General features: G+C 34.4%; 20 protein-coding genes. 6 read left to right on the forward strand and 14 right to left on the reverse strand.

The annotated features are described in order from the left end of the window. Nucleotides 1-621 precede the first annotated feature (621 nt). Nucleotides 622-1,098 carry a Cys-tRNA(Pro) deacylase gene (gene ybaK / locus BAQ46_RS27810; protein WP_000710877.1) on the reverse strand — a complete coding sequence of 159 codons (477 nt, stop codon included), beginning with the start codon at nucleotides 1,096-1,098 and terminating at the stop codon, nucleotides 622-624. Nucleotides 1,099-1,435: 337 nt separating this feature from the next. Here ybaK and BAQ46_RS27815 point away from each other — a divergent pair, with 337 nt between their 5' ends. Beyond that, nucleotides 1,436-2,749, forward strand: a complete 1,314-nt coding sequence (locus tag BAQ46_RS27815; RefSeq protein ID WP_071743281.1) for a histidine--tRNA ligase — start codon at nucleotides 1,436-1,438, stop codon at nucleotides 2,747-2,749. A 74-nt stretch (nucleotides 2,750-2,823) separates the two neighbouring features. Here the strand turns inward: BAQ46_RS27815 and BAQ46_RS27820 are convergent, their stop codons facing one another. After that, complete coding sequence (locus BAQ46_RS27820; RefSeq protein ID WP_071743283.1) at nucleotides 2,824-3,303, reverse strand: hypothetical protein; 480 nt, start codon at nucleotides 3,301-3,303, stop codon at nucleotides 2,824-2,826. 311 nt (nucleotides 3,304-3,614) lie between these two features. Beyond that, complete coding sequence (locus BAQ46_RS27825; protein WP_000340660.1) at nucleotides 3,615-3,998, reverse strand: winged helix-turn-helix transcriptional regulator; 384 nt, start codon at nucleotides 3,996-3,998, stop codon at nucleotides 3,615-3,617. A 128-nt stretch (nucleotides 3,999-4,126) separates the two neighbouring features. Here BAQ46_RS27825 and BAQ46_RS27830 point away from each other — a divergent pair, with 128 nt between their 5' ends. Both BAQ46_RS27830 and BAQ46_RS27835 read left to right on the forward strand, forming a co-directional pair. Then, nucleotides 4,127-4,810 (forward strand): NAD(P)H-dependent oxidoreductase, encoded by a 684-nt coding sequence (locus tag BAQ46_RS27830; RefSeq protein ID WP_071743285.1) that lies wholly within the window; start codon nucleotides 4,127-4,129, stop codon nucleotides 4,808-4,810. Between the two features lie 147 nt (nucleotides 4,811-4,957). Beyond that, nucleotides 4,958-5,239: a DUF1292 domain-containing protein gene (locus tag BAQ46_RS27835; RefSeq protein WP_001997837.1), complete on the forward strand. Its 282-nt coding sequence runs from the start codon at nucleotides 4,958-4,960 to the stop codon at nucleotides 5,237-5,239. Between the two features lie 46 nt (nucleotides 5,240-5,285). Here the strand turns inward: BAQ46_RS27835 and BAQ46_RS27840 are convergent, their stop codons facing one another. From BAQ46_RS27840 to BAQ46_RS27865, 6 genes are all read right to left on the reverse strand, one after another. Then, nucleotides 5,286-6,356 carry a pyruvate kinase gene (locus BAQ46_RS27840; RefSeq protein ID WP_073536287.1) on the reverse strand — a complete coding sequence of 357 codons (1,071 nt, stop codon included), beginning with the start codon at nucleotides 6,354-6,356 and terminating at the stop codon, nucleotides 5,286-5,288. 81 nt (nucleotides 6,357-6,437) lie between these two features. Next, a complete protein-coding gene (locus BAQ46_RS27845) occupies nucleotides 6,438-7,148 on the reverse strand; it encodes a hypothetical protein (protein WP_071743287.1) in 711 nt (236 codons plus the stop codon). A gap of 338 nt (nucleotides 7,149-7,486) precedes the next feature. Continuing rightward, the gene (locus BAQ46_RS27850) at nucleotides 7,487-8,245 is read right to left on the reverse strand and encodes an SDR family oxidoreductase (protein WP_071743288.1); all 759 of its coding nucleotides are present in this window, start codon (nucleotides 8,243-8,245) and stop codon (nucleotides 7,487-7,489) included. A gap of 56 nt (nucleotides 8,246-8,301) precedes the next feature. Beyond that, nucleotides 8,302-9,960, reverse strand: a complete 1,659-nt coding sequence (locus BAQ46_RS27855) for a putative ABC transporter permease subunit (protein WP_000036873.1) — start codon at nucleotides 9,958-9,960, stop codon at nucleotides 8,302-8,304. Further along, complete coding sequence (locus BAQ46_RS27860) at nucleotides 9,953-10,678, reverse strand: ABC transporter ATP-binding protein (protein WP_000570055.1); 726 nt, start codon at nucleotides 10,676-10,678, stop codon at nucleotides 9,953-9,955. Before BAQ46_RS27860 ends, BAQ46_RS27855 begins: the two co-directional genes overlap by 8 nt. A gap of 86 nt (nucleotides 10,679-10,764) precedes the next feature. Further along, a complete protein-coding gene (locus tag BAQ46_RS27865; protein ID WP_000935861.1) occupies nucleotides 10,765-10,959 on the reverse strand; it encodes a hypothetical protein in 195 nt (64 codons plus the stop codon). Nucleotides 10,960-11,138: 179 nt separating this feature from the next. Between BAQ46_RS27865 and BAQ46_RS27870 the strand changes: the two genes are divergently transcribed. Both BAQ46_RS27870 and BAQ46_RS27875 read left to right on the forward strand, forming a co-directional pair. Then, complete coding sequence (locus tag BAQ46_RS27870; RefSeq protein ID WP_000859221.1) at nucleotides 11,139-11,498, forward strand: DUF3796 domain-containing protein; 360 nt, start codon at nucleotides 11,139-11,141, stop codon at nucleotides 11,496-11,498. Further along, on the forward strand, nucleotides 11,486-11,689 hold the full coding sequence (locus BAQ46_RS27875) for a helix-turn-helix transcriptional regulator (RefSeq protein WP_000896292.1): 204 nt from the start codon (nucleotides 11,486-11,488) through the stop codon (nucleotides 11,687-11,689). The genes BAQ46_RS27870 and BAQ46_RS27875 overlap by 13 nt, the downstream gene beginning before the upstream one ends. A gap of 54 nt (nucleotides 11,690-11,743) precedes the next feature. Here the strand turns inward: BAQ46_RS27875 and BAQ46_RS27880 are convergent, their stop codons facing one another. From BAQ46_RS27880 to BAQ46_RS27900, 5 genes are all read right to left on the reverse strand, one after another. After that, nucleotides 11,744-12,706 (reverse strand): tubby C-terminal domain-like protein, encoded by a 963-nt coding sequence (locus BAQ46_RS27880; RefSeq protein ID WP_071743290.1) that lies wholly within the window; start codon nucleotides 12,704-12,706, stop codon nucleotides 11,744-11,746. Between the two features lie 172 nt (nucleotides 12,707-12,878). Next, nucleotides 12,879-13,589 carry a YjjG family noncanonical pyrimidine nucleotidase gene (locus BAQ46_RS27885; RefSeq protein WP_000875919.1) on the reverse strand — a complete coding sequence of 237 codons (711 nt, stop codon included), beginning with the start codon at nucleotides 13,587-13,589 and terminating at the stop codon, nucleotides 12,879-12,881. 44 nt (nucleotides 13,590-13,633) lie between these two features. Beyond that, entirely contained in the window at nucleotides 13,634-14,578 is a 945-nt protein-coding gene (locus BAQ46_RS27890; protein ID WP_033670767.1) for a phosphotransferase family protein, read from the reverse strand. Nucleotides 14,579-14,667: 89 nt separating this feature from the next. Further along, complete coding sequence (locus BAQ46_RS27895; RefSeq protein WP_061131005.1) at nucleotides 14,668-15,690, reverse strand: tyrosine-protein phosphatase; 1,023 nt, start codon at nucleotides 15,688-15,690, stop codon at nucleotides 14,668-14,670. Nucleotides 15,691-15,869: 179 nt separating this feature from the next. After that, nucleotides 15,870-16,592 carry a GNAT family N-acetyltransferase gene (locus BAQ46_RS27900; protein WP_071743291.1) on the reverse strand — a complete coding sequence of 241 codons (723 nt, stop codon included), beginning with the start codon at nucleotides 16,590-16,592 and terminating at the stop codon, nucleotides 15,870-15,872. Nucleotides 16,593-16,715: 123 nt separating this feature from the next. Between BAQ46_RS27900 and BAQ46_RS27905 the strand changes: the two genes are divergently transcribed. Further along, nucleotides 16,716-17,555, forward strand: a complete 840-nt coding sequence (locus tag BAQ46_RS27905) for a DUF2785 domain-containing protein (protein ID WP_000355462.1) — start codon at nucleotides 16,716-16,718, stop codon at nucleotides 17,553-17,555. Nucleotides 17,556-17,572 lie beyond the last annotated feature (17 nt).

Below are 17,572 nucleotides of genomic sequence, written 5' to 3' on the forward strand. Positions count from 1 at the left end.
ATTGATTACAAGTCTTTTCTTTCATATAGTTTCTCCTTCATATCTAATCATTTTCCTTATTGTACCATTTGAGGTAACTGATTTGTTCATATTTTTAGATGTATATTCTATACATATCAGGTTAACATAACGTCCTATTATCAGTAGCATGAAAAAAGGAGAACCCTGCTCTCACAAGGGAACCTTCTTTTTTAGTTCTATGAATCTATACATATTCTATACATTCCTATTCTGGTATCGTTTTATGGTTCTTGTTTGTTACTCGATTAGCCAAAAAACTGTATAAAATCTTGCATACTCTTATGCGTGGGGTTTTTCAAAAATACTAGCATTACCAATATATGCTTTCTTATGGGTATTTCTTGAAAACTCATTAAAACACTCTCCAGTCCTTTTGCTATCTTTAAGGGTAACTCTTGTTTATTTAAATTCCTTGTAACGAGGCATTGTCCTCCCCCCAAAGCCAAACAAATGATTCATATTACAGTCTGTTTCAAACTGAATATTCAATATTTAATCATTTTAATATAGACATATAAATAAAAAGGATAATCAGCCCCATAATGGACTAATTATCCTATAAATGTTTATCTAAACTAGAACTTCTTTCCCTATGTATATTTATTTCGTTACCTCACCAAACTGCGCTCTCGTCACTTTCACCAAGTCATCCACTTTCAGCTCAATTTGTATACCTATTTTTCCGCCGCTTACTATCATCGTTTCAAGTAATTGGGCACTCGCATCAATACATGTAGAAAATAACTTCTTCATTCCGACTGGTGAACAGCCGCCGCGAATATATCCTGAAACTTTCGTAATATCTTTAACAGGAATCATTTCAATTTTCTTTTCACTTACTGCTTTTGCGGCAGCTTTTAAATTTAGTTCCTCATCTACCGGGATGATAAACACATGATAATTTTTACTGTTCCCTTGAGCGATTAACGTTTTATATACTTCTCTCACTTCTCGTCCAATTTTCTCGGCTACTGATACGCCATCAATTTTCCCATCGTCTGGATTATATGACATCATCGAATATTCAATTTTCTCTTTATCTAATATTCGCATCGCATTTGTTTTATCTTTTTTCATAGTGATCTCCTTAAACGGTTATTTCATATTATTAAGTTTTATTATACACCCTTTTCCATTTCTCCTACATAACTTCACGTATATTTCAAAACTAAAAATATTGATAATTCAAAAATCATTTGATATAATTTGGAAAAACTTATTGTTAAGGAGAGATTTGTAATGCAAAATTTTAATATTTCTTTCCAACTTCATCATCATACGTAACGCCGTGTATCCGAAGAAAAATTTTTCTTCGTGGGTACAGGGCTTTTCCTGTTGACCCACGAAGCGTTCATAAAGCTATGTGGGTATTTTTATACCCGCATAGCTTTTTTTAATTTAAAAAGGAGTGATTATGGTGGAAATGAGAAATGTAAAAGGAACGAAAGACTATTTACCAGAGGAACAAGTACTACGAAATAAAATTAAAAGAGCGTGCGAAAATACATTTGAACGATACGGATGTAAACCGTTAGAAACGCCGACATTAAATATGTATGAGCTTATGTCTTACAAGTACGGCGGTGGCGATGAAATATTAAAAGAAATATATACGCTTCAGGATCAAGGAAAACGCGGTCTTGCCTTACGTTACGATTTAACTATTCCATTCGCAAAGGTTGTGGCAATGAACCCGAACATCCGCCTTCCTTTTAAACGGTATGAAATTGGGAAAGTGTTTCGAGATGGCCCTATTAAACAAGGGAGATTTCGTGAGTTTATACAATGTGACGTTGATATAGTCGGTGTTGAGTCTGTCATGGCAGAAGCTGAACTTATGAGCATGGCGTTTGAGCTGTTCCAAACGTTAAACTTAGAAGTAACAATCCAATATAATAACCGCAAATTGTTAAATGGTATTCTTCAGGCCATTAACATCCCTACTGAATTAACAAGTGACGTCATTTTATCATTAGACAAAATCGAAAAGATTGGGATTGATGGCGTACGAAAAGATGTATTAGAGCGCGGAATTTCTGAAGAAATGGCTGATACGATATGTAATACCGTATTATCTTGTCTACAGCTTTCAATTGCTGACTTTAAAGAAGCTTTCAATAATCCACTCGTTGCCGATGGAGTAAACGAATTACAACAATTACAGCAATATTTAATCGCACTTGGAATAAATGAAAATGCTATATTTAATCCGTTTTTAGCGCGAGGACTCACAATGTATACAGGTACCGTATATGAAATCTTTTTAAAAGATGGATCAATTACATCTAGCATCGGTAGCGGTGGTCGTTACGATAATATTATTGGAGCATTCCGTGGTGATGATATGAACTATCCAACAGTCGGTATTTCATTCGGTTTAGACGTTATTTATACAGCACTATCACAGAAAGAAACAGTATCATCTACAGCGGATGTATTTATCATCCCGCTCGGAACAGAATTACAATGCTTACAAATCGCCCAGCAATTACGTTCTACCACTTCCTTAAAAATCGAACTTGAACTAGCGGGACGCAAATTAAAACGCGCCCTTAATTATGCAAATAAAGAGAATATCCCTTATGTGCTTATTATTGGGGAAGAAGAACTTAGTACAGAAACTGTTGTGCTGCGGAATATGAAGGAAGGTAGTGAGGTAAAGGTTCCGCTTTCTTCTTTAAAAGACAATACACTAAATAAGTATTTTAATACGCCTACTACGTTATGATTGTGAAGTGTTTTCAAAATGTAAATGTTAAAATAAAAAACTCCATTAAAAATAATGGAGTTTTTTCGCACAATTTAATTTTGTTTAAATATAAATGTCTGTTTATACTTTCTTTCCGCCTCACAGTCTTTTTGTCCATTTTCCAACACTTTAGAAGGCTTTTCTTGCCAAGTTATAATAACTTCAAGTTCATTAGACTGAACGGATATAGGAAAATTCGCATGATTAAAAGCAATTTCTTTACTTAACACATGATCTTTTTTAGAAGTGAAAAGTTCATACTTCGTTTGAGAATGTGGTTCATTTCGAAATACTTCAACGGTTACATGATAAGCGTCCTTCCCAATATCTTGAACCTCGAAACCATACGTATCAAAAACATCCTTTTTAGATGTAACTAAACTAGTTTTTTTATCAGGTTTCTTAATTTCTATTTTCCATCGATCTGACGTTTGAGAAACCGGCAACTGCTTTGGAGAAAAAGCATGAACAGTGAAAGAACTTCCAATTACGAAACAAAATATACAAAAGAAAGAAAAAAGTACTTTTTGCATTAGTATAACCTCCATTGTTTTAAGTTTTGAATTACTGTTCCCTAAAAGCAATGGATGTATTATGTATTAAACTAAAAGTGCCTTCCTACCATTATAGAATTACGTATACAAGTTTTTATATAGATGAGAGCAACTCAATAATTAGTTTACATAAAATAATTACGCTCTACTCAAAACTACGCGTATTTAATATATTTGTGAAATTTGATAATAACCACCTGAAAACGCCAATAAAAAGAGGAATCAGCAGTGCAATAATATTATTTCTTAACATCACTTCTCATCCGTTCTCTCTACTATACCAAATTCAACTATTTACTATTATTTTGTGCATTCCTACTCTCCAAAACTTTCTCCATATTATGAGTCGCCCACTCCATCATTAATAGAATCATTGGACGAAGCGATTCACCAAGCTCCGTTAACGAATATTCTACTTTTGGAGGTACTTCACGGTACACTTCACGATGTATGATACCATCTGCTTCAAGTTCTCTCAGCTGTAATGTTAACATTCTTTGTGTGATATTAGGTTTTAATCTTTTTAATTCATTAAACCTCTTCGTCCCATCTAATAGATGATACAAAATTACCCCTTTCCATTTCCCTCCAATGACCTCAACCATCGCTTCCACTGGACAAGAATATTTATTTAAAAATGGGTAATTTACATTATTTTCGTTTGAACAATCCATAATAAATCCCTTCCCTTAACATTAGTATCTTTTTTGATACTATACCACATAAATGTGCGTACTTGTTTCTATGTTACTTTAAAAATATAATTTGGTTACAAAATAAATTAATGAAAAGAGGAACTTTTATGACAAATACAAATCAAATTACAAAAGAAAAAATTATGGAAGCTTTTCATTTCAGACATGCATGTAAAGCGTTCGATCCTATGCACAAAATTTCAGAAGAAGATTTTAAATTCATTTTAGAAACAGGCAGATTATCCCCTTCTTCTTTCGGATATGAACCTTGGAAATTTGTTGTCGTACAAAATAAAGAAGTAAGAGAAAAACTACAACCATATTCATGGGGCGCTGGTGGGCAACTTGCAACAGCTAGCCACTTTGTCATTGTTCTTTCAAGAAATATTAAAGATATGCATTATGATGCAGATTATATTAAACATATGATGAATGATAGTATTGAATTACCTGAAGACGCGCAAAAAATTAGATATGAATTCTTCAAAAAGTTCCAGGAAACAGATTTTAACTTATTACAATCTGATCGTGCTGTATTTGATTGGGCATCTAAGCAAACTTATATTGCTTTAGGGAATATGATGACGAGCGCAGCTCAAATCGGGATTGATTCTTGTCCAATAGAAGGATTTGATAAAGAGAAAGTAGATTCTTTACTTCGTCAAGAAGGCATTATCAATGGAGATAACTTTGAAGTATCTGTTATGGTTGCCTTTGGTTACCGTAAAGAAGAGCCAAAACGTGATAAAACAAGACAGACTATGGATGCAATTGTTGAATGGATTGAATAAGATAACATGCGCTCCTTATAGCTGCATACCCATAAGAAAGAAGTAGAATTTGATTTTTCCTATGTATGAAATTGATTTTTCATGGAAAGATATATTAGTATGTATGCAGTTTAAACACTCTATTTATTAGAGTTGGACAGGAGGAGAATGAATATGTCTGATATTGAAGTTGGCGAAGTGTTTACTCTTAGTGATGAGAATAACGAAGAGCAAGAAGTAGAAGTGCTTGGAGCGATGGATGTCGAAGGCGCTGAATATATTGCAGTTGCCTTTGTTGAAGATATCCAAACAGAAACCGAGGAAGACATTGATATTTTCTTTTTAAAAGTAGAAGAAGATAGTGAATTCTCATATATTGAGAATGACGAGGAATTTGAAAAAGTATCTGCTGCGTTTGAAAAGATTTTGGATGAGCAAGAGCAGGAATAGAATGAAACACACGAGGACGGATACATATCCGCCCTCTTTTTATTTTTCACTCATCCAAAGATTTATGCAGCAATTCCAGTACATCTTTCATCACAAAAGGACCGTCTTTTTTTACATGCTCAGCAAATTCAGAAACGAGACGTAGTGTACTCACACTTTCAACCGGATGCTCTCCTGAAGCACTTTCAGCAGAAAGCATAACAGCATTCGTTCCGTCCAGTACAGCTTGAAACACATCAGTTACCTCTGCCCTTGTTGGAATAGAATGATCTACCATAGATTGAAGCATTTGTGTTGCTGTAATAACATATGTATTCGTTCGATTACATTCCTGAATCATCATTTTTTGCAAGAGCGGAATAAATTGAAACGGTAACTCAACTCCTAAATCTCCCCTTGCAATCATAATTCCATCTGCTTCTTTACATATATCTTGAAAATTTTCAATCGCTTCCATCGTTTCTATTTTGGCAATTAAATTAGGTGACGTTTCTTTATATTGTTGTATGAAATCTCGTATTTCTTTTATATGACTAGGTTTTCTTACGAAAGAACATGCGATAAAATCAACACCTTCTTCTAAAAGAAACTGAATATCTTTTTTATCTTTCTCTGTAATAGCTGGTAAACGAACGATTGCGCCTGGTAAGTTCACCCCTTTATGAGAGGAGATATTACCACCTGTTTTCACCTTCGTTTCTATTTTATCCGTACTTACTTTCTCAACGATTAACTCAACTTCACCATCATTAACTAAAATTCTACTTCCGACTTTCACATCATTCGCGATTCCTTCATAATCAACACTTGCTTCCGTACTACTCCCTGTAACTGGTTGCGTATGCAAAATAAAAGAATCTCCCGCCTGAAGTGTAATTTGTTCTCCTTTCATTTCACCTAACCTTATTTTAGGACCTTGTACATCGCCTAAAATTTTAATAGAATCATCTAACGATTTCACTAAACGAATGATATCTTTATGACTTTCATGCGTCCCATGTGATAAATTTAGCCGAACAATTTTCATACCATTGCTTATTAACTGCGCTAACGTTTCTTTATTATTACTTGCTGGCCCAATTGTACAAATTCGATCGATTGTCATTTTTATCACCATCCTTTTTCATTATGATTCCCATAAACTTTCATTACACTCTCAACATAAAAAAAGCCTACTCCCACAAGTAGGCTTTTAAAACTACGAAAGTTTTGTTAATAATTGATTTAAATCTTTTTTCGTTTTCGTCGTTAAGGACTTCATTTTAGTAATATCTATCTTTTCTTTCTCCGCCCCTACAATTAACGGATACATACTTTGTCCAATTGTTTTATATTCAGCTGGGTGTGATGTTTCTAACTCTTTCTCAATTACATCCCACTTTGCATTAATTTGTTTTCCAAGTTTATTTACTGTTTCTAATTTCGGATTAGCAGCTAATTGCTTGTCTAAGCTATCAATTAATGCCGCAACTTCTTTTACATTTGTTTTCACCGCTACACTTTTCTTAGGATCTTTCGTTGTTTTTCCGTCTGAATTTGTACTTGTACTTTGATCTGTTGTTTTCCCGCTAGTCGTTTGATCATTCGTTTTTCCTGTCGTCTCTTTTTCTTTTGTTTTTACATTCTCGTTTTGAGCTGACGTTTTACCGTTACTTTCTGTTCCTGATGATTCTTTCGTGTTTTTTGCATCTTTATCTGTTTTTTCGTTGGAAGAAGTATTTGTTTCTTTGTCAGTATCTTTCGTTGTTTTTGACGTTTCATCTGTACTTGTCGTTTTTACTTCTCCTTCATTTTGCGCAGTTACTTGCTCTTTCTTTTCTGTTTCTTTATCTGCTGACGGACTACACGCTGCCATAGTAAGCATTGTACCAATTGTTATCGATGCGATAGCGACCTTTTTCATTTTCATATAAATCCCCCTATGTTTACGTAATTTATCCTCCCCTTTACGATTCGATTTCCCCGTAAAAAATCCCTTTTCATACGAATTATCATTTTTCCGACAGTAATCTTCATAATAATACGTACAAAAACTGATAAATCAATTTGAATATTCGAGTTTCTTCTACTTCATTTTTCTTCTCTGTAGTAAAAGAAAAAGAGTATATTGTCACATGAAGAATTACGATCTTCATATGACGATATACTCTTCTATCAAATTTTTATCTTTCTTGACATTTTATTTATACAAAAAATTAAAATTTTCTTTCGTTTTTTTGTTTCTCAACAACTGTTAACATAATATATTTATGAGTAACCACCATTCGAATGAATAACTTGCCCAGTAATCCATTTCGCTTCTTCACTTACTAAAAAAGATATTAAGCGCGCAGCATCCACCGGCTCTCCTACTTTACCTTGCGGGAACTTCCATACTAAATGATGCTTCAGCTCCTCTGTAATCCATCCTGTATTCGTCGGTCCTGGATCAACAGCATTTACTGTAATCCTCTTCTCCATCGCAACTGGTGCTACTGATTTTGTAAATGCTTCAATTGCCCCTTTCGTTGCTGCGTATGCCAGTTCATCAGGCATTGGCCCGAGTGACTGTCCTGAAGTAAGATTAATAATACTCCCACTCGTCTTGCTTGCATAATGTTTTATAAATAATGAACTTAATAAAATAGTAGCCCGAACATTAACCGTATAATGTTTATCTAACTGTTCTACATTTAATTCCTCAATTCTCGTATGAGTAGCATACGCTGCATTATTAATTAATATTGATGGATCACCTAACCGTTCTGATACCATATAAAACAAACGATTTGGCGAATACGACTGCGATAAGTTGATTTCTGCCATTTCACATCGAACACCGTAACTTTCAATCTCCTCTTTCAACAAAAAGGGCTCTTTGTCATGCATTCCCCACGGCATCGCTTTATCATGCTGAGACCAGTACGTGAAAAAAATGTCTATTCCTTTTTGAGCAAGCACCTTGCATACAACTGCACCAATTCCATTCAGACGAGTGGCCCCTGTTACAATTGCTATTTTCTTCACCTTTTCTCCTCCACCTATGGATAAATCCTCTGCACGAATACAGAGGATCTATCTTTTTATTCAATATTTGACAATATACGTTCTGCACCTAATTTTAAAATTTTAATAAAGATATAATTTACAATCGTAAACATTACAAATAAAACGATAAACATAACCCACAGTCCGACATGAAGGAAGAAGTATAATAAACTTACTCCCGCTACAATAACTAAAGCTATTAAAATATTAGCTAAAAAATTCCACAAAGTTGTATAGCGGCTCTTAAATAATTTCTGCTCTGTATCCCAATGTATATCTGCAGTTTGTGCATCCCAGCGTGTGCCGATTAAATTAATTAACAATAAACCGTTCGCACTTAATAAGAACCAAAGAACCATAAATACTGGAGAAATTCCCGCTACAACTGCCATCGTAATACCGAACACTGCTAAAATAATTACATTAATTAACCAAGCAGTGATCGCTTTCGCAAAAAAGATATCCGAAGCTTTTACTGGTAAATAACGATTCACAAACCAAGAGCTTCCATCACGTGAGAATGAAGTTGTTGCGATGACGTTACTTCCCATTAAAAATAGAGAGGCACAAAGGCCAACACCAATTGCAAGTCCTGCTGATTTTGGATTATCAATATATCCCGTGATCCATTTTAAATTCCCATCTTGCACGAATAAAATGAAGAACAACATAATCGGCATAACGAAAGTTTGTACGATACAATTTAAGAAGAATTGTGGTGTACGGAATAACGTTTTAAATTCTTTTTTCACATATGCTTTCAAATGTGAACTTTGTACCGTAGATTTCTGTAAGCCTTCTGCTGAAATGACTTCTTTTTTTGCTGTACTCGTTGAAAGTCCAATAACCCCTTTTAAATATGTACGCTCTGCAATGTAATAAAACAACACAAAAAATACAAATGAAATAACTGCAAAGATTATTACGTATAAAGGACCCTTCCAATTTGCATTTTCTACTAATGCTACTGCTCCAAAATATGTAGTTGGAAAATAGTTTGTCATTTGTACTAAAAGAGAAGACTGGTTGTTTGCAAGGTAATCCGCAATTGCATCTTCAGAAAACGAACTTTTATTTTTCCACTGCAAAAACACGTTAATTCCTACAATAAATAGTATACTTACGATTCCGATAAATATATTTCCTCGGTCTTTATTTTTCGCTATATTTGTATACCTCATAATAACTGTCATGAGTAACGAAGCTAGTACTAACGGCACAATCGGGAAGAGTAAGTAAATGAAAATCATATATATGTAATATGTAATAAACGCTCCACTTTTTAATCCGTAAGTAATGAAGATTGGTAGTAAAATAAATGAACTCATTACGTATTGTGTAATTAATACCGTTAAAAATTTGGCTGAAATAATTTGCGCTGGTTTTAATGGTAATGGTAATAACATTTCAATGTCATTGCTGTAGTAAAATACAGTTAAAATGTTCGTAATACTCATTAAAAATACCCATATACTCGCAATCGCAAGTCCCATTGCGATAATCATTCCTGGATCTTGCCCTAAATGTATCATTCCCTCATACATTGCATGCGTGATAGAACCAAACAGTAAAAATCCGACAAATAAAATAGCCGCAAATGAAAATACATACGCCCATCGCTTCTTCTTATCTGTTATAAAATCTGCATAATTTAATTTCAATAATACTTTCGTTAACGTCCAAATTTTACTCATTGCCCGTCATCTCCAAGAACATTTTTTCAAGTGATTCGTTGGATTTAAAATGATCTCTCATTTCATCTAAATTCCCTTTAAACTGCAAATTCCCCTTATTAATAATCGCGACGCGATCACATAATTTTTCTGCCACTTCTAATACGTGTGTAGAGAAGAATACAATCTTTCCTTTATCCGCATGTTCTCTCATCATTTCTTTTAAAATATATGCAGATTTCGGATCAAGCCCCGTTAACGGTTCATCTAAAATCCATACATCTGGCTCATGCACGAGCACACCAATAATAACAATCTTTTGTCTCATACCGTGCGAGTAACTTTGAATTTGATCTGATAAAGCATTATAAAGATCAAATTTCTTCGCTAAGGACTCAATTCTTTCTTGGCGTACTTCTTTCGGCACTTCATACATATCTGCCATAAAGTTTAAATATTCAATTCCCTTTAATCGTAAAAACATATCTGGACTATCTGGGACATAACCAAACGTCTTTTTCGCTTCCATCGGATTTTTCATAATATCTATACCGTTAATCGTAATCGTCCCTTTGTCCACCCCATGGATACCAGTAATCATCTTAATTGTCGTTGATTTACCGGCACCATTTGGCCCTAAAAATCCAAAGATTTCTCCGCTAGGCACAGATAAACTTAAATCTTTTACTGCATAGGTAGAACCATTATAACTTTTTGACACATTCATAATTTCAATCATTCCATCCAATCCTTTCCTTAATTACCAAATAACTATATTAACATTATAGCATACTTATATTTTTATATTTTTGTATTTTTCAGTTTTTAACCTTTAAAATAAATATACAGACCTAACCCAACGATTAAAACGACAGCGAGTATAATATAAATCATCGTAAGTCTTCTAATATTCCCCTTTGTTGCTTTACTATAATTTGCATCACCCTTTCGCCCAATTAACACTGTCGCGACTACAGTAATGACTACAAGTAATACAACGATCATGATCCAATTTAGCATACCTTCCTCCCCCTCCTTACAACCATTTTACAATATTATCCTCTTTATTTCGCAGTATATTTCCTCTTTTTACTATTATTATGAAGCAAACTAAAAAACTATTATTACCATTCCTATCCATATGTCATATATTTATAACATAACGTGATTTATTTCTAACATGATAAGGAGGAACTATCATGAAAACAACTTGGATAAAATATTTAGGATTTCTCGGTTTCTTCGGTTTTCTTGGCTTTTTTTATGAAAAAGGATTGTTTACTATGTTTTGTTTCTTCTCCTTTTTCACCTCATATAGAACGGTTCAACACGATGAACTGTTTGAACAAATCGTCAATAAATCGTGCCGCAATGCCTTTATCGTTACGTTACTAACTACCGCTATCATTATGTTCATTGAAATGTTATTTCCAAACCCGGTGCTACAAGAGATTGATATCGCTCTTATTTTCGGCACGCTTATTCTTACGTTCGGATTCTCTATGTTCTTTTACGATAAACCAGTTGATGAAATGGAAGATGCGCCGTGGCGTTCGTAACGAAAATAAAAGAATACCGCGCCAAATTGAATATGACGCAAGAAGATTTAGCGAAACAAGTTGGTGTACGTCGTGAAACAATTAACCATCTCGAAAAAGGAAAATATAATCCTTCCTTGCAGCTTGCTCACGATATTGCGAGGGCACTTCATAGTACGATTGATGAAGTTTTTATTTTTGAGGATAAATAAAAATACCGGCATTCTTTTCACAAAGAATACCGGTATTTTTCATTTATACAACGATCACCCATACAAAACCGCATGAAATACGCCCAACAGTAAATATTGGTCTTCTATATAATCTTCATCGTATACATTCATCTCGATGTGATACATATCTTCCTCAAGACGAATATTCCAATCTGCAATTACATAGCCTTTTCGTAATAACTTTCCCATCCCAAAAGTAGTTTTATGAACAACAAATTCTTCTCTCTTATATGTAAAGGTAAATAAGAAATTAGCATCCAATAACTTTCCGTCACATACAAGTATTTCATGCTCTGCATCATGATTATCTTTATATGTTACTAAAATCTTTCTTTGGCGCTGCCTACTTACATCCTTTGCAATGACGCGAATATTGTCCTTGCTATCCTTTATTTCATAAATGATATTACTACCGACTTTCGGAATGAAATCTAGCACTCTCATCAACGTATTTTTATAATAGCCTCGTACTGTGCCTACTCTGTCACTTCCATTGTAAACCTCAATAGGCACCGTATCCGCTTTACTATCACACAGTCGTTTGTAAGAAAGCTGCATCACCCGCTCTCCTCTTAAGTACTGATCAAACGTCACAGGATATTCTAACGCGCGCAGTTCTTTATTTAACTCATATAAATAACGCTGAACACTCTCCACTAATGCTGTAGTAGAAATACATTCCTGAACCTCAAATTGTTGCCAACTGGAAGAAACTCTCCATTGATTGTCCTCTTCATAGAAGAAACTAAGAATTGTCTCATCACGGTCAGGCGTTTCATAATTCATATGTACATTCTGCCCGTGCTGCACTTGCTCCATCCACTGCCCTAAATAAATGCCAAGCTCTGCGACCTTCATGCATGACTTTTGAAAAAGCACGCTGTCACTCACGCGAATCGTTACATCCCCTTCGATAAAGCCCTTTGAATAAGCATCATACCGCCGCTCATCTTTCTGTGGGATATTCTTGTCTAACTCAAATAAAAATGTTAACATCTTTCACTCACCTCTAGTTATTACACCGATCGTACCTATAAAATGAACGCAACTCAAATTATATCGACGATTTTGCCAATATATCTACCGTAACTTAAAATATATCAACGATTTTTTCGATATATCGACGATTCGACAAAGAATATCGACTTATCAACAAATATCGACACGATTAAAATGAAACTACCTTTTCTTCCGCCACTTCTACAAGTTCTAAAATTTGCAGTAGACTCTTCACTTCATAAGTCGGCTTAACACTTGCCTTATTCTCTTTCAAACTCGGATTATACCAACACGTATCAATGCCGTAATCTTCTCCGCCTTTCATATCAGAAGTGAGCGAATCTCCAACCATTAGTACACTTGATTTATCCGTAATCCCAAACTTTTCAAATGCATAATCAAAAATCTCACGTGCTGGTTTTTGATGACCAACCTCTTCTGAAATAATAATATGATCAAAGAAATTACATAAAGGCGAATTTCCGATTCTAGATTGTTGCACCTTCGTATATCCATTCGTAATGATGCCTAGCTTGCAATCTTGTAGATTCTCACATAATTGCACTGCACCTTCTATAAGATGTACTTCTTTCCCTAAGTTTTCAAGATATACATCACTAAATTGCTGTGCATCTACTTCTATATTATGAAGTGCAAATAATTGTCTAAATCGATCTACCGCTAATTCACTTAACGTAATCATTTTATTTTCTAAATCTCTCCATAACCCATTACTAATCTCTTTATAACTTGCAAGATAATCAGTATACCCTGTAGGCATACCAAACTGTACAAACGCATTATGTAATGCGTGTCTTTCCGTTTCAGGGAAATCTAATAATGTATCATCTACGTCGAATAATATAACTTTGTATTTCATGATGTTCTCCTTAGTTCCTATTTTAAAAGCTTCGTTCTCATTGCTTATAAGTTTTTATATATTTCTTGATGAAGCGCTTTAACCCGCTCTTTATAGAATACACCTTTATCTTTTATTTTCAAATGTGCTATAAATAAGTTTGCTAGCATGACAGCTGTATCTAGTCTATAAAATAAACTAACGATATGAGGGGTAACATTAAAGATACTATCATTCTTATATCCATCTTTAAATTCATCCCAACTAATCTCATTAGTTTCAGCTATTCTCATTAACTCCAGCAATGGATGACCAATTAAAGCGTTATCCCAATCAACTATTGCTTTAACTTCTCCATTATACCCGATTAAATTGGCTGGTCGAATGTCCATATGTAATAAGCATTTTACATGATCTGCTGTACTAAGAATATGTTCAATTGTTTTTGTATCTGGAAGTTTAATTCCACAGTTCGTAATTGTATTAAACCCTTCTATCCGTTTCACAATTCTTTCTGCTATATACTTACTAATCGGCTCTTTAATATTTTTCTCGTAATGCAAACCATCAATTGGCATGCTATGAAGCTTGCTCACTAACTCTCCTATTTTGTGCGCAGAAATTGGCATATGATCAGTATACACACAATCCGAAATTAAAAAATCAAGTTCGACAGAAAGATGCAATCCGTGTATCTTTGGCACCGAAATACCTTTTGAATGACAATACTTAGAAAGCTCTGCTTCCTTTTTCAATGAAATCCGACTATTAAATAAATCTTCATTTATATTTTCTACTTCTCTTTCCCACGGCACTCGAAATGCCAAAGACCCCTTTTCTGAATCTCCTCGAAAAACAATATTTTGCACTCCCGTTCCAATCACCTTTAAATCCTGAACAGCTAATTCCTTATAATCTTGACTTAGTATTGTTGCTAGCTTTTCTCTTAACCCCTCTGCTTTTCCACGTGTATGAATCATTTTATCCCCCGATTCGTAAGTTCTTTTCATTCATTCTCTCTTCGTTGCACAACATTCTCATTAGCAAAATTATAACAACAATAAGAAAAGGAGGCTAATCCAATCAGCCTCCCTCCGCTTTATTTATCTTCTAACAATAAAACTTTCATTTGTTCTAACGACTCTTTCGTAAAGCCAAGTGCTTTTTCAGCATACGCTTCAACTGAACCATATTGCTTTTTCACTTCATCAATCGCAGCTTGTAAATACTCAGCACGTGCTTCGAACATCGCACCTAATATCGCTCTACTCTCATCGTTTTGTAGTTTTGCACCTAAAAAGGCCATCATTTTCTCGTTTAACTTTTCACGGAAACCGTTACTTAGTAAATAATCTTCCATTACTGTTTTCTCTGGTACACCTAGTAAAAGTAATAATAATGCTGATCCAAATCCAGTACGGTCTTTCCCAGCTGTACAATGGTTTACTAACGGTAAGTTTTCCGGGTTTTGCGCTAAGTTTAAGAAGCTTACGAACGCCTCGTTACCACTTACGAAATCTTGATTCATTTTCACAAGGTATTCGCCTGGTTTGCCTAACATAGAAAGGTCACCAACTTGGAAAAACTCATTTATGTTCAAGTCTTTTGCTAAGTCTTGCATAACTGGTAAACACACTTGACGAGCTCCTGTAATCTCAGGGTTTGGCTTATGCTTCACTTCAAAGTCTGTACGGTAATCGCAAATTAACTTTAAGCCAGACTTTTGTAAATACGCAATATCCCACTCTGTTAATCCTGCTAATTCTTCAGAACGGTATAATTTACCCCATTTTACTTTACGGCCTTCTGTCGTTTCATATCCTCCCATATCACGGAAGTTAAACGCGCCTTGTAATGGCAGTCTACGCTCAGCTACTGTTACTGCTTGTCCATTACTACCTACTAGTCTAAAATATGGACGCTCATTTTCGCTCAGGTTTTCAATTGTATATGATGATTCTCCATTTACCGTTGCAAGTAATTCTCCATTTTCTTCAATATGATCTGGCGAAGTACTCCAGTAAATGCGAACTTCCTCTATATTATTTTCCCACTTTATTTGTAACGTATTATCTTCATTTCTTTCTACAGTTGCTTGTAACCAATGTCTTTGCTGCCCCATTCTTTCACCAACGCTTTCTCTTATAATCGAATCTTACTCTATTGTATTATACAAATATCTACTTTGTCGTTCTCATTTTTCTTTTTATCTTACAAACAGGCAAAAAGTTCTTTTACTTGTTCATAAGTTGTACACGGATTCCCTCGAAATGAGTTCAAGAGAGTACATCGTTCATCCTCCTAAAACTTTCTCACATATCTCTCAGTTGAACTAAGCAGCTGACATCCGTTATTTTCAAAAATATCCTTCATCCACTCATTTTGTACATTTGTCTCACCGATATAATAAGATGCTCCTATTTCTTTTAATACAAACATTGCTCCTGTAAAGAATGCTGCTTCGTATCCTTTATTTCGCATATTTGGAGCGACTGCGAAATACATAAGTTTTCCTTCTTCTAACGTCCCCTTTTCAATATGTGGGATTACAATTCCGATCGGCTCTTCATTAATACTCGCAGTTAAACAATGTTCTTTCCATTGCTCTCCAATTTCTTGTAGCATCATATTTACAAATTGCTCATAAGTGACTTGTTCTTCTGTCATCTCGTTCCAAAGTGAATAAAAAGCATCTTCACCAACTTCTTCAATCAACTTAAAATCAATTTCACTTTCTACATCTTCTACTTCATATATATCCTTAAACACAATCATGTTTTCAGTAACATATTCAAAAGAATACGCTTCGAAACATTTCTTATACACATCATAATTTGGGCTTTTTGAAGAAACTTCAAAATGTAAGTTTTCAATTCCCTCTTTTTCAGCCTCAGCAACGCAATATTGCATGATTCCCTTTAATTGCTCTTCTGTAAAAATCTCTGCATTATTTTCTTTTATCATGATAGAAGAAGCATTTCTTCTTATTTTAAAATGTTTTACTAACTGTTCTATCGTCGTCATATTCTTCCCTCATCTATGTCATACTTGAATTTCTACTTGTTCTCCTTGCATGAGGAGGATTGTCCTTGAATATATAGAATACTAGAAAACATCGCATCTTTAAAGTGCGGAGGAGGTTCTCCATTGGATATTACAGCGCTGCAACAACAGTTAGAGCTTATACAACAAAATGACTATACGCAACTGCGATATATAGATATAAATGAATTAACGCTCCATATGCTTCAGTATATCGGAACGACTGATAGTTACGTTCGTTATCAACTTATATATAAATGTTTTGTGCATTTTATTCATCATGAATTCCTTATGGATGATCAACTGAAATTACTGTTGCAAACTTGTTTAAGTGATGAATATTTATATTGTGACATATACTCCCCGCATTCAGATGGGGTTTTCACACGTTCTTACACTGTTTCGTTAATTGCGTTAATACTCCAATTCGCTAATTCGCACTACTTTTGTACGGAGGAGGATATTGAAGAAATAAAAAACAAACTCATTACATACACAAACTTAGAAACAGATTTCCGAGGCTATATTGAAAATAAAGGATGGGCTCATTGTCTTGCTCACGTATCTGATGCCTTTACGGAAATTGTTCATAATACGTATACAACTTTTGAATGGTACGAAGAGTTAATTCATTGTTTATTAAATAAAATCTTCATTCCATCTGACCTTTTTCATAATAACGAAGATGAACGCATCGTTACTCCTTTACTAGCGATGTTGTATCATGACTTTCCGCAAGACGAGTTAATTTCTATTATTCATAAAAAAATAAAAAGGCTTCCTCAAATTAGAAAACGCCTTTCGTTAAATGAATATTGTATTTTATGCGCCAACATTAAAACCTTTTTACGCACTTTATTTTTCAGAACGAAAGATGATCATAACTTAGCCTTTACAGCACGGAAAACAGAAAGAATGTTAAAAGAACTTCCTAATTATTATTAGCTATAAGGAGAATAACT

This window comes from Bacillus paranthracis (genome assembly GCF_001883995.1).
GTDB classification, from domain to species: Bacteria; Bacillota; Bacilli; order Bacillales; family Bacillaceae_G; genus Bacillus_A; species Bacillus_A paranthracis.